10 protein-coding genes are annotated in these 13060 nt (G+C 42.6%); 4 read left to right on the forward strand and 6 right to left on the reverse strand.

Translation table 11 applies throughout. The features are described from left to right. Nucleotides 1–299: 299 nt before the first annotated feature. Nucleotides 300–866 carry a SecY-interacting protein gene (gene syd, locus Xish_RS05335; protein ID WP_099117020.1) on the reverse strand — a complete coding sequence of 189 codons (567 nt, stop codon included), beginning with the start codon at nt 864–866 and terminating at the stop codon, nt 300–302. Nucleotides 867–1176: 310 nt separating this feature from the next. Between syd and Xish_RS05340 the strand changes: the two genes are divergently transcribed. The 4 genes from Xish_RS05340 (at nt 1177) to xni (ending at nt 6272) form a co-directional block, all read left to right on the forward strand. Continuing rightward, on the forward strand, nt 1177–2868 hold the full coding sequence (locus Xish_RS05340; protein ID WP_099117021.1) for a cholesterol oxidase substrate-binding domain-containing protein: 1692 nt from the start codon (nt 1177–1179) through the stop codon (nt 2866–2868). A gap of 264 nt (nt 2869–3132) precedes the next feature. Further along, nucleotides 3133–3978 carry an NADPH-dependent 7-cyano-7-deazaguanine reductase QueF gene (gene queF, locus Xish_RS05345; protein ID WP_099117022.1) on the forward strand — a complete coding sequence of 282 codons (846 nt, stop codon included), beginning with the start codon at nt 3133–3135 and terminating at the stop codon, nt 3976–3978. 98 nt (nt 3979–4076) lie between these two features. Beyond that, complete coding sequence (ppnN, locus tag Xish_RS05350) at nt 4077–5444, forward strand: nucleotide 5'-monophosphate nucleosidase PpnN (RefSeq protein ID WP_099117023.1); 1368 nt, start codon at nt 4077–4079, stop codon at nt 5442–5444. 72 nt (nt 5445–5516) lie between these two features. Then, nucleotides 5517–6272 (forward strand): flap endonuclease Xni, encoded by a 756-nt coding sequence (gene xni, locus Xish_RS05355; protein ID WP_099117024.1) that lies wholly within the window; start codon nt 5517–5519, stop codon nt 6270–6272. Nucleotides 6273–6384: 112 nt separating this feature from the next. Here the strand turns inward: xni and Xish_RS05360 are convergent, their stop codons facing one another. From Xish_RS05360 to Xish_RS05380, 5 genes are all read right to left on the reverse strand, one after another. After that, a complete protein-coding gene (locus tag Xish_RS05360) occupies nt 6385–7800 on the reverse strand; it encodes a TolC family outer membrane protein (RefSeq protein ID WP_099117025.1) in 1416 nt (471 codons plus the stop codon). A gap of 5 nt (nt 7801–7805) precedes the next feature. Next, nucleotides 7806–9143, reverse strand: a complete 1338-nt coding sequence (locus Xish_RS05365; RefSeq protein WP_099117026.1) for an HlyD family type I secretion periplasmic adaptor subunit — start codon at nt 9141–9143, stop codon at nt 7806–7808. Between the two features lie 51 nt (nt 9144–9194). Beyond that, a complete protein-coding gene (locus Xish_RS05370) occupies nt 9195–10955 on the reverse strand; it encodes a type I secretion system permease/ATPase (RefSeq protein ID WP_099117027.1) in 1761 nt (586 codons plus the stop codon). A 174-nt stretch (nt 10956–11129) separates the two neighbouring features. Then, on the reverse strand, nt 11130–11714 hold the full coding sequence (locus Xish_RS05375; RefSeq protein WP_099117028.1) for a tetratricopeptide repeat protein: 585 nt from the start codon (nt 11712–11714) through the stop codon (nt 11130–11132). Further along, complete coding sequence (locus Xish_RS05380) at nt 11711–13039, reverse strand: hypothetical protein (RefSeq protein ID WP_099117029.1); 1329 nt, start codon at nt 13037–13039, stop codon at nt 11711–11713. The genes Xish_RS05375 and Xish_RS05380 overlap by 4 nt, the downstream gene beginning before the upstream one ends. Nucleotides 13040–13060 lie beyond the last annotated feature (21 nt).

A 13060-nucleotide genomic window follows, 5' to 3' on the forward strand; every position in this document is an offset into this window, starting at 1 on the left:
GTTCCTGCCTGTACCTAATCATCCCTTGCACCATCTTCCCGATGGATTTATTCCCTGGTTATTGTTTTGTAGTAGTTCCTTGCGGAACAGTGAAAGGATCTACGATCTAGCCTGTTGAAACAAGTAACTGAATAAGCATCGTAGAGAGATATGAAAAAATCACACTAAGGTAACTTCACTCATGTTATTGATATAAAATAAAAATAATCTCAATGAATAATATTCACACTATGATTAAAAGAGATATCTCACATAAAATGTGAGATATCTCTTACAAAAAAGCCTATCAATATCTGCAATCAATCACATACAACAGGATTGATAACCGAAAGGAAACTGGCCAAATCTGCGGATAAAGTTTTCCTTTCATGACTACCAAACTGTTCTAAAATCACTTGTCCTGTCAAATTACATATAGAGATCAATCCCATAGCGGAATCAGTTGTCCCAATAAAAACGGTAGGAGAGAGTTTTAATCGTTTTTGTGTAACCAGATGGCCAATCAGGTTTTCCTGCAAGCGAATAAAATCATCTTCACTCCATACCTGAATCAGGCTGAAATTTTGCCCTTCAAAACTGGCAGCCATATCACCGGCAAACTGCATCACATAGTAATCATGGATGGAGTCCTGCAAACGGATCTCCAGTGCTGTTTCTACCTTGCTCAGTTTTTCCGACTTAAGCTTTTCTTGGGCAGAAAACAACCGCGGAAGCCAATGCACCACATCATCTCCCGTCCGCTCGATGCAGGGCGAAGGTATGCCATACAACTCACTGCTGGCTGGTGGAAACCCTGTTTTCTCTTGCCATAATTCAACATAACGTCGGGTAAAGTCAGAGAGTGCCTCTGTTACATTAAAAGTCATATGATTATATCATCCACATTTTCAGGCTTTATAAGGATGATGTTACCATCTATTTCAATAAATTATAAAATTTATCATGGCTTTTTATTTTATATCCTATAGATTTCGTATTAAAAAATGCAGGTTATAACGTTATCAAATAAATAACAGATATATTTTTACATCTACCATTTATCAATTTATAGTATTAATCTAACATTCAAATTATGTTTTTCATTTCATTTCCATAAAATAATTCTTAACAAATAAATATACCATTGAATTTATATTAAAAATCCTCCCTGCAAATTAAAAACTGAGGAAATAGAACATGTCATCAACCGATCCACTGAAAAAAGAAGAGATTTCTTTACAAAAAGAGGTCATTAACGAAATAGAATATGACCTACCTCATTTTCCCCAAGAAGTAATCTGGAAAATGATTAACTTTAAAAATTGGTCAGGAGAAATTCACGCCAATAATATACCATGCTGTATACCAAAAACCATTGAAGAGGTTATTTCTGTTGTCAATTGGGCATGGAAAGAGAATTATAAATTAAGACCCATCGGGCAATCACATAATTGGTCACCACTGATATTGAAATCAGGGCAAAATTTCAAAAATCGTATTATGTTGATGGATCTTTCCTCTCATTTCACTCATGTTAATATCGAACATCGCTCTCAATTTTCTATAGTGACTGCACAAACTGGTGTATTGATGGAAACATTAATGACCCGAATGGAAGAACAAGAGTTGGGCTTTACTGCCACCCCTGCTCCTGGTGATTTAACACTTGGCGCAGTTCTCGCAATAAACGGGCACGGAACAGCCATTAAAGCTGTTGACGAAACTCCACTGCCTGGGCATATATTTGGCTCCCTCAGTAATACGATATTATCCCTGTCCGCTGTTGTATGGGATAAAGAAACTCAGCAATATATTGTTAAACGTTTTGAACGAGATGAACCTGATTGTGCCCCTCTATTAACGCACGTTGGTTGCGCCTTGGTTTTAGAAGTACAATTTCAGGCAGGTAAAAATCAACACCTTCGCTGCCAAAGCTTCACCGATATCCCAGCAGATGAGTTATTTTCCCTGCCAGAAAATGCAAAAGAAAAGCGGACGTTGAGTTATTTTTTGGATAAGAGTGGTAGAACCGAAATAATTTTATTCCCTTTTACACAATCACCGTGGCTAAAAGTCTGGAATGTAGCACCAACCAAACCAGCTTCCAGTACTGAAGTTAAAGCTCCCTATAACTACCCATTTTCCGATAAGATTCCCCCAATCCTATCGGATATCGCGGAGGATATTCTTACTGCTTTCCCGCAGATAACGCCTCTTTTCTGTAAAAAACAATATCAACTGATAGGTGCCGCCTTACAAATCCATGGAAAAGATATCTGGGGTTGGAGTAAAAACTTGTTGTTATATGTAAAACCAACAACATTGCGTGTCACGGCAAATGGCTATGCAGTATTAACACAACGAACAAATATTCAGCTTGTACTGAATAAATTTTATACCCAATGGAAGAAATTAATACAACACTATGCAAGCCAAGGGAAATATCCCATTAATGGCCCCCTTGAAGTCAGGGTAACTGGATTAGATGATCCTGCTGAAGTGATGCAGGCAGGAGCAACAGTTCCCAGCTTATCCGCTATTCGTCCCCATTTGGATCATCCAGAATGGGATGTCGCTGTTTGGCTTGATGTCTTAACCTTTCCAAGAACACACTACGCCACTGAATTTTGCCACCAATTTGAACAATGGCTATTCAACGAATTTGATGGGTCTTATGCCTCTGCCCGTGTTGAATGGAGTAAAGGTTGGGCTTATGGCCCTAACACCGCATGGGAGGATAAAGAAGTATTAACCAAAACCATCCCTGCATCATTTACGGATGGTTTGCCTGCTGATAATAACTGGGCTTCAACCATTTCAACATTACAGAAATATGATCCACATCATATATTTAGATCGCCATTATTGGATACCTTGTTTTCTAATTAACTGCTTTCTAATTAGCAAGAACTTAATAAATAGCAAATATAGAAATATATTTGCTATTTAGGTTCAATAATATTGGTACTTACTTAGGCCATCATGTCAATAATATAAACAACGACATTGGTTCAATATACCTAAGGGATAATGCACAATAAAAATACGAATCATCATGATTCCTTGATATAGTACAGATGATTTTAGTCACCAAGACGCTCTTTGTCGTAAGGGCTATCTCAATATGAGATTTTTTAGCTTTAAGGAATCCTAATGTCTTTATATCAAGATAATCACGCGCTCTCCCAACTCACATTGGGTAAATCAACTCCCTACCGCGATAACTATGATCCTACTTTATTACAAGCGGTTCCCCGCAGTATGAATCGCGAGCCACTTGGGCTGTTTCCTGATAATCTCCCTTTTCATGGTGCAGATATCTGGACAATGTACGAACTCTCCTGGCTCAACGCACGCGGCGTTCCCCAAGTTGCCATCGGTCATGTCAGCTTAGATGCAGCCAGTGAAAACCTTATCGAATCAAAAAGCTTTAAACTTTATCTAAATAGCTTTAACCAAACTCGCTTTGCTGATTGGGAAACGGTACAGAAAACTCTGCAACACGATTTATCTGCTTGTGCTAATGGTAACATTGAAGTTGTTCTGCATCCTCTTCACGATTTCAGCCAACAACCAATTGCCGAATTTGCCGGAAAATGCATCGATAATCAGGATATTGAAATAAGTGATTATCAATTCAATCGCGATTATCTTAACAACGCAGCAACTGGCCCTGTTGTTGAGGAAACCCTGGTTAGCCATTTGCTAAAATCAAACTGCCTGATCACCCACCAGCCCGATTGGGGATCAGTTATGATCCGCTATCAAGGATCAAAAATCGATCAGGAAAAACTATTACGCTACTTAGTTTCTTTTCGGCATCACAATGAATTTCACGAACAATGTGTCGAGCGAATTTTCAATGACTTAATGACATTATGTGCACCTGAAAAACTCACTGTTTATGCACGCTATACTCGTCGGGGAGGATTGGATATCAATCCGTGGCGCAGTAACGAAGTGTTTATTCCAACAACAGGAAGGTTAGCCCGCCAATAATCAAAATAGCTTAATTAGCAACCGCTAGCCAAACTGTTATACCCAATAGGGTATAGATCATTCCTGAGGAATCCCTACAAGGGGTAAAGGAGTCATTCTTGATTACACATGTCAATCCATTAGGATCAATGGATTTACTCTCTCAGCTTGAAGTAGATATGCTTAAGCGTACCGCAAGCAGTGATTTATACCGCCTTTTCCGTAACTGTTCACTGGCGGTTCTCAATTCAGGTAGTCAAATAGATAGCAGTAAGGAGTTACTATCAAAATATCAAAATTTTGATATCAACGTACTGCGCAGAGAGCGTGGCGTAAAGCTGAAACTCATTAATCCCCCCGAAGAAGCCTTTGTTGATGGTAAAATTATCCGCTCTCTGCAAGCCAATCTTTTTGCAGTACTGCGCGATATTTTGTTTGTCCACGGACAAATTACCGATGCACAGAAGGCACATAATCTGGATATGGGAAATGGTATGCACATTACCAATACCATTTTCTCTATCCTACGCAACGCCAAAGCACTGCGTATCTCAGAAGAGCCTAATATGATTGTTTGTTGGGGCGGCCATTCCATCAATGAGAAAGAATATTTGTATGCCCGCAAGGTAGGCAGTGAGCTTGGATTACGTGAACTGAATATCTGTACGGGTTGTGGTCCTGGTGCAATGGAAGCCCCGATGAAAGGCGCCGCAGTGGGGCATGCCCAGCAAAATTACAAAAAAAGTCGTTTTATCGGCATCACAGAACCTTCAATTATTGCGGCAGAACCGCCTAATCCGCTGGTGAATGAGCTAATCATCATGCCTGATATTGAAAAACGTCTGGAAGCTTTTGTTCGTATCGCCCATGGTATCATTATCTTCCCTGGTGGAGTGGGAACGGCAGAAGAATTGCTGTATTTGTTGTCTATCCTGATGCATCCTGAAAACAAAAATCAGGTTCTGCCATTGGTCTTGACTGGCCCCAAAGAGAGCGCCAATTACTTTCAGGTGCTGGATGAATTTATCGTTAATACTCTGGGGGAGCGGGCGCGCAATCACTATCACATCATTGTGGATGCTCCCGCAGAGGTCGCACGCATAATGAAAAAAGCCATGCCGAAGGTTAAAGAAAAGCGCCGCGCAACCGGAGATGCCTATAGCTTCAACTGGTCGCTGAAAATCAGCTCTGACCTACAATCTCCATTCACGCCAAACCATGAAAACATGGCTGACTTGAATTTATATCCAAACCAGCCACCTGAAAAACTTGCCTCTGCACTGCGACGCGCATTTTCTGGTATTGTGGCAGGCAATGTTAAAGAAGTGGGTATTCACGCCATAGAACAACATGGCTCATTCAAGATCCACGGCGATGCAGATATCATGCATCGCATGGATAACCTCCTGCAAAATTTTGTCGAGCAAGATCGCATGAAACTCCCTGGAGGCGCTGCTTATGAACCATGTTATGAGATAATCAAATAAATCGCGGATACCTTTTCTCAATTTAATGAGGCTGGTGCCAGGGAATAGCGCCAAGGATGGAATATAACGACCATGATACACCTTTTGATTGTAGACGCTTTAAACCTGATTCGACGCATCCATGCAGTACAGGGAAGCCCTTGTATTCTGGCCTGTGAACATGCGTTAAAACAGTTAATCACCCACGCATCACCAACCCACGCTGTTGCGGTATTCGATGAGGATGGACGCAGCCATAGCTGGCGCCACCATCTTTTCCCTGATTACAAAGCAGGTCGCTCTGCCATGCCGGACAACTTACAACAAGAATTGCCCCTAATTAAACAGGCATTTAATGCATTGGGAGTCGCTTGCTGGCACGCACAAGGGCATGAAGCGGATGATTTAGCCGCAACACTGGCAGTAAAAGTCGCCCACAACGGGCATCATGTCACCATCGTTTCGACCGATAAGGGCTATTGCCAGCTCCTTTCTCCTAATATTCAAATTCGTGATTACTTCCAAAAACGCTGGCTGGATCTGCCTTTTGTTCAGCAAGAGTTTGGCGTTGAACCTAGCCAACTTCCCGACTATTGGGGGCTTGCAGGTATTAGCAGCAGTAAAATTCCCGGCATTCAGGGCATTGGCGCAAAAACTGCCGCCACCTTGCTGCAACAAGCGGGTTCACTGGATAATTTATTCCAAAATCTGGACGCCCAGCCAGATAAATGGCGAAAAAAATTGGAGTCTCACCAAGAAATAGCTTACATCAGCCGTAAAATTGCTTCGTTAAGAACTGATTTGTCTCTAGAGGGTAATTTGCAGCAATTGCGGCTTATTAACCGATAAACCATAGCGCGTTCTATCGGTGTACGTGCGTGATACCCGTTTCTGTTATGCGGAGCTTAAGGATAAAGAAAATGGGGTATCACACTTTAATCATTTCAACGGCTCAATCATCTCAACCAAAATAATCAGCAACTAACTTAATATGTTTTCCCTGTAGTTGACCGGATTCATCTAATAACCCAATCCACGCTTTCATATAGTCATATTTTGCCTGAGAAAGCTCACGGCGAGCGGTATAAAGCTGTTGCTCGGCATTCAATATATCGACATTCACTCTCTGCCCCAAAGCGACACTTTTTTGCGTCGCTTTCACTTGTAATGCCGCCGCTTCTACCGCCGTTTCATAAGCTCGTATCCGCTTTTCACCATTCACGCAAGCGTTATAATGGCGCCGCAGTGCATTGAGACTTTCCCCCGTCTGCGCATCCATTTCGAATTTAGTCTTACCATAGTTTGCGGCTGATTGGCGCACTGCCGCCACAGTCCCTCCGCCATTAAAGAGATTCATGGACAGCCGCAATCCAATGGAATCCGTCCGGTATTTTTGGTCGATGCTGTTGTCGCTACTGGATTTATTTTCGCTATGGGAAGCATATAGTTCCAGTTTCGGCAGGTATCCCGCCTGAGAGCGCTTAATATCGTGATACGCCACGTCAACTCTCTGGCGGGCAACGGCCAGTTGTGGATTCTGACGTAATGCCAGTTGTTCCCAGTCGGTGTAGTGTACTAAATCCAGTTTGATGGTTTTGAATCGCGGCGAGTCAGATAAGCGATTAACAGGCAAATCGGCGGGTAATTCTGCGCCAACCAATAACTGCAAGTCACGAATGGCGGCATCTAATTCATCTTGTACCGTTAACTCATCAGCCAATATCTGGCTGTAACGCGCCTGAGTTTCTGCTACATCGGTACGGGTGCCTTCACCGGAAGAAAATAATTTCTGGTTATGTTCCAGTTGTTCCTCATAGGCTGCCCGCTGTTGGGCAACCTGTGCCAACCGATCCTGAGCATAAGCGACGGCCACATAACTGTTCACCACTCTGACTGCCAATTGCTGGCTATCCGCCCGAAAACGGCTATCACTCATCAAAGCATAAGCCTGACGGGTGCGATAACGCGCCCATGCCTCGAAATCGATCACGGGTTGGGTCAAAATAATCGCACCACTGTAGCTGTCATACTGTCGATCACGGCTTTCCTTGACGATCCTTCCCCGCTGATCTAGAGATTGTGCGTCCATTTTTTGCCAGTTTTTAGGTGCATTCTGGTAGCTAAGCGATAACTTGGGTAACAGTTCCGCCAGCCCAAGGTTGTTTTCTTCTTGCCCCGCTTCCTGCTCCTTGATAGCAGCCTGAAACGTCGGATCGTGCTGCAATGCCAGTGCATAAGCCTCCGTTAAGGAAAGCGCACTGGCAAAACGGGGAAATATCAATATCGACATCAGTAATACTGATGCTGGCAACAAGGTTCGGGAAAATAGGGGAGAGAATAAAGTCCGTCTATTGGCAAAACTGTGATATATCAACATCCCTATTACTCCTCAATCAGTGCGGTAGATGTCCTGTCCATTAATGGCTTGAACAGATAACTCAACAACGAACGCGAACCTGTTTTGACGAATACCTCAACCGGCATCCCCGGTTTGATATTCAACCCTGCCAGTTTCTCCATGCCTTCCGGGCTGACTTTCAATCGCATCTGATAATAAGGCTCTCTTGTACGCTCATCCACCAAACGGTCAGCCGACACCACCATTACTTTACCCGTGACTTTTGGCGTCCGGTTTTGGTTAAACGCGGTAAACATCAAATCAACATCTTGCCCTACAGTAACTTTATCAATCAGGTTCACCATTAAACGTGCCTCAACTTCCAGCGCACTCTGGGTTGGCAGGATCTCCATTAATTTCTCACCAGAAGCCACCACCCCTCCTTGGGTAAACACGCTTAATCCCACCACCGAACCATCCACCGGAGCAATAATAGAAGTATGCGACCGATCAAATTGTGCCGTTTCCAGCTTATTTCTCAGCTCATTCGCCAGAACCTGTACATCGGCCAACTGGCTGCGCACTTCACGCTGGTAATCCGCCTGACGCTGGATAACTCGCTGCTGCGTTTCCTGCCGCTGTTTTTCAAGCTGGCCAATTTTTCCGGTCATTTCCGCGATACTGCCACTTAATTCACTTTGGTTACGCAGTAATTCCAGATAGCGGTTGCGGGGGAAATAGCCCTCTTCTGTCAGGGGCTGCAAATTCGTCACCTGTTCCTTGAGCGAAACTTGCTGTTGCTGTTTACTCACCAGAGCTTCCCGCAGCCCCCTGATTTGAAAATGCAGTCCTTCTTCAGCCTGCTGCATTCCCGCCAGATCACTACGCAGCATCTCACGACGTGATAAAAAGAGCTGTTTTTGCAAGGCCAGAGTCTCGTTAATGCGTGGCTCCGATTGTTGATTCAGTAACATAGGCGGAAAAACAATGGCATCTTGCCCTTGCTGTTCGGCCAAGAGTCGGGCTTCTGTTGCCAATGTGGTGTAAAGCTGCTGCTTCAGGGAATCAATTTGTGCATTAACCTGCACCTGACTGAGCTGAACCAAAACCTGTCCAGCTTTCACTTGCTCCCCTTCTTTCACCTGAATTTGACTGATAATGCCATTAACCGGAGACTGCATCGTTTTACGATTACCATCAACCACGACAATACCAGAAGAAGCCACCCCTTTATCGAGCGGCGCAAATGCCGCCCAGATGAAAAATCCCAGAATGCCGATCCCAATAATCAGCCAACCTAGTCGCAGGTAACGATTTGCATCCAGCGGCAATAATTCCGACACCTCGTTTTGGGCATCCTTTGCGTTAATCTGATAGGACATCTTTACTCCCAGATAGAAATATCCCAAGGATTGAAATAGGGCTGAATCATGTTACGAGGCACGTTCGACCGCTTTTAACTGTGATTGTGACGAAGACTGAGATTGTGATAGCGCCGCCATCACTTGCTGGGAAGGGCCAAACATTTTCATTTTCCCCTGTACCAACAGCAAAATTTTGGTTGTTTGTGAGAGCAGTGAAGGTCGGTGTGTGATAACGACCACTGTTTTACCTTGTTCCCGCAATTGCGCAATCGCATGACTTAAGGCTTTTTCACCAATATCATCCAGATTCGAGTTAGGTTCATCCAACACCACAAGCGAGGGGTTACCATACAAGGCACGCGCCAAACCTATTCGTTGTTTTTGTCCTCCGGATAACCCTATACCACCCGCACCGATTACCGTGTCATAGCCCCGCTCAAGATTAAGCACCAACTCATGAACACCGGCTTTTTTCGCCGCCTCGATGACTTTTTCAGGTTCAACGTCATTAAAGCGTGCAATATTCTCCGCAATCGTACCGCCAAACAGTTCAATATCCTGCGGCAGATAACCAATAGATGCCCCTAACTCATCTTTGTTCCATTGGTAGATATCAGCATCATCAAGCCGTACAACACCTTCTTGCGCCGGCCATACCCCTACCAGCAGGCGAGCCAACGTCGATTTCCCCGACGCACTGGGACCAATCACACCCAACACATCACCGGAGTTCAAGGCTAAATTGATATCCTGCAAGACATATTGGTTATTTTTTTGCGAGTTCTGGAGTGCCTGTGTTTTACTCGGTGGCATTGCTGATACTTTTTCCATCAGCAACGCGCCCTTAGGCGCTGGCAATGACATGCCACTTTTGCGTTCCGGTTGCGCTTTCAGTAACTTATCCAGCCGTTGCCAGGACAAGCGGGCAGCACTCCAGCTTTTCCAGGCTTGTATCAACTGTTCAATCGGCGATAACGCTCTTCCCATCAAAATGGAACCCGCAATCATCATGCCTGGTGTGATATTCCCTTCAATCGCCAACCAGCCTCCTAAGCCAAGAATCAACGACTGCAAGGCCATACGGATCGTTTTAGTCAGTGCCGTGATAGCGGCTGAACGTTCACTGGCAATACGCTGAAAATTGAGAAAACGCTGATGTAAGCCAAACCAACGATGACGCAATGCGGGTAACATACCGAGTGCTTCAATCACTTCGGCATTACGCAAATTGGTACTGGCTAAATTGGTTGAGCGCAAAGAAAGATTACTGGCTTCTGCCAAAGGTGTTTGAGATAACCACTGGTTCAACACCGCGAGTACAATCAATATGATCGCCCCAAGTAGCGCCAACAACCCTAAATACGGGCTGAACAGGAAGATGACGCAAAGATAGACAGGAAACCAAGGGGCATCAAAAAAGGCAAACAGGGCATTACCGGTCAGAAACTGGCGGATAGTCGCTAGGTCATTCAGCATCTGCCCTGCATCGGTGGAACCATTTTTCAGGTTGGATTCATAGGACGCGGTATAAACCCGTTGGTTCAGGCACATATCAAACTGACTGCCGATACGGATCACGACCTGACTTCGGATATATTCCAGCCCGCCCATCATGGCGAACATACCCAGTGTGATCAACGTCAGCATCAGCAAGGTCATTTCGTTATTGGATGGCAGTACTCGATCATAGACTTGCAGCATATAAATGGAGGGAACCAGCATCAGCAAATTGATGAATGCCGTGAATAACCCAATAGTCCAGAAGACCTTGCTGCGTGCACGGATAACCTCCGTGATTTCATTCCCTTGCTGCTTGAGATTACTTATCATTCTTTTTTCCTGCTTAAAAAGCAATCAATTATAATTAACAACAAAAACAGCAATAATTAATTTTTAACTCGGCTGTTTATTCATCATACGGCGGCTATCATCTCCTTCTTTGGCCACCGTATTTTTAGATGATTTTCATGAAATCAAATTACGCTATTTATTTCATGTCGAAATTTATTTTCCTGATTTTTTTAATTTAACGACATCATTCCAATTGTTAATAAGATACGTGCATTCATTACACCCAATTTGACTTGCTTTCTTATAATACATCTTCGCTTTATTAAAGTTTTGTTTTACGCCTGTTCCATTCAAATAATTAGTCCCAATAGCGTTGTAACCTTCAAAATAGCCACTTTCTCCAGCCTGTTCAAAAAGAGCACGTGCTTCAGCGAATTTATTTTCTTCTTCAAGAATAAATCCTAAATTAACCATAGACTCTAGCTTATATTTATCATTTCTGGAAATAGATAAAAGATATCTTTCACTGGCTTCCTGATGATTACCTACAGTGTTTTGTATTACGGCAAGCATCCAATTTGCTTCGGGATCTCCAGCATTTGCTTTATTTACCAACTCAAAATATTCACTTTCATTTTTAGGCATTGGGATAGGTAATGCTGATAAAAAATCATCCGGATAATTAAATATAGCCGATGGAATGTTATGCTTGATCATGTTTGAACTCTGCGCCATAAAAGATAAAAATAATATGGAATAAATGAAATTCTTTTTATTTTTAAAAAATAAACCAATCATAATATAGCCTCGCTAAAAGTATCATTTACTCCTACTATGTCAATGTGAGAGGTAACTGATTCAATTATCTTATTTTTATCCACTGCAAAATACACATCAACTATCTTAGTCACATTTCCATTATCCCAGTTCACGGTGCTTTCCAATTCATGGACGTTACCGTTAATATCTTTGAATCCATTTTCCTTATGCACAAGATTGATAGAAGAAATCCCTGATTCACTTAATTTATGTAACTCTCCGCTGTCAGTTATCGCATCACGATTAGCATCAATCCATAACTCTAATGAGTTCCACAGGCTATCATTTTGATCAAAAATACCATCATTATTATCATCGAGATCGGCTAATGCCGCGAATCCATGATCTGCTTTGGTGCCATTTTTTAAGATCGAGTTATTCCCAAACAGTTCATTTCCATTGTTTATTTTCCCATCTCTGTTTTTATCCCATACTAAAAATGCACTGTTTGACTCTATCCATCCTGAGCTTTCAATAATTCCGTTATTATCGTGATCAAAAAAGAGGTTACCGTTTTCTGCTATAGTCGTAATACCACCACCAGTGAGATCAATAACAAGTGGGGTTTCTTTGTTTTCAAATTCATTAATGTGTTGTTCAATAATCTCTTTCACTTGATTTAAATCTAAATCTAAAAGATGTATTATCCCATCTGGAGTTAATCCTTGTAATGGTTGAATATAATCTAAATAATGTACATCATTATCTACCTCTGTGACTGCTAAAATAGAGTTTACAAAATCTATACAATTATTGGTAAGGAGATTATAATTTTTTTTGAAACCTGAAGATTTCGCCCAGTTATTATCAAAATTACCATTTTTCAATTCAGAAATGTATCTCTCTATATTACCAACAACATTCTCTGAATATAATGGATATGTGACACTGACAACCTTTGATGCATCGTATGCCGTAGAGTCTCTAAATGTTAGGTTATCAACTCCTCCGACTCTTTTGTCAACACCTAGACCCCATCCGATAGATTCTCCCTGAAATTCAACCCATGCATGTCCAAAACGAGATTCGCTAACTTTACCTGCTTCATTCGTATATTTCGTCCCTGATGGAGCTATTTTTATTGTTATACCACTACGGTATGGCAATAAGTCGGCGTCAGTTCTGTTATGATATGTGCCTGGAGACATTCCACGCATGACGTCGTAGGCTCCAATAAATCCATATGAGTGTCCAGATGGTATTGGTGACATAGGTCCAGATGGTATCGATGTCGGTGACCAAGGCTTAGTTGTTATAGGTGACATAGGCCCAGATGGCGTAAATTGAAATGGAAAAACTGGCATAACTGTTTCCTTATTGAAAGT

It is taken from the genome of Xenorhabdus ishibashii (assembly GCF_002632755.1).
GTDB lineage: Bacteria > Pseudomonadota > Gammaproteobacteria > Enterobacterales > Enterobacteriaceae > Xenorhabdus > Xenorhabdus ishibashii.

What these genes read in the sequence shown, in the direction of transcription:
- Xish_RS05370 (WP_099117027.1), bottom strand. Translation starts at nt 10,955, where the DNA reads ATGATAAGTAATCTCAAGCAGCAAGGGAATGAAATCACGGAGGTTATC.
- Xish_RS05360 (WP_099117025.1), bottom strand. Translation starts at nt 7,800, where the DNA reads ATGTTGATATATCACAGTTTTGCCAATAGACGGACTTTATTCTCTCCC.
- Xish_RS05375 (WP_099117028.1), bottom strand. Translation starts at nt 11,714, where the DNA reads ATGATTGGTTTATTTTTTAAAAATAAAAAGAATTTCATTTATTCCATA.
- Xish_RS05340 (WP_099117021.1), top strand. Translation starts at nt 1,177, where the DNA reads ATGTCATCAACCGATCCACTGAAAAAAGAAGAGATTTCTTTACAAAAA.
- xni (WP_099117024.1), top strand. Translation starts at nt 5,517, where the DNA reads ATGATACACCTTTTGATTGTAGACGCTTTAAACCTGATTCGACGCATC.
- Xish_RS05365 (WP_099117026.1), bottom strand. Translation starts at nt 9,143, where the DNA reads ATGTCCTATCAGATTAACGCAAAGGATGCCCAAAACGAGGTGTCGGAA.
- Xish_RS05380 (WP_099117029.1), bottom strand. Translation starts at nt 13,039, where the DNA reads ATGCCAGTTTTTCCATTTCAATTTACGCCATCTGGGCCTATGTCACCT.
- syd (WP_099117020.1), bottom strand. Translation starts at nt 866, where the DNA reads ATGACTTTTAATGTAACAGAGGCACTCTCTGACTTTACCCGACGTTAT.
- queF (WP_099117022.1), top strand. Translation starts at nt 3,133, where the DNA reads ATGTCTTTATATCAAGATAATCACGCGCTCTCCCAACTCACATTGGGT.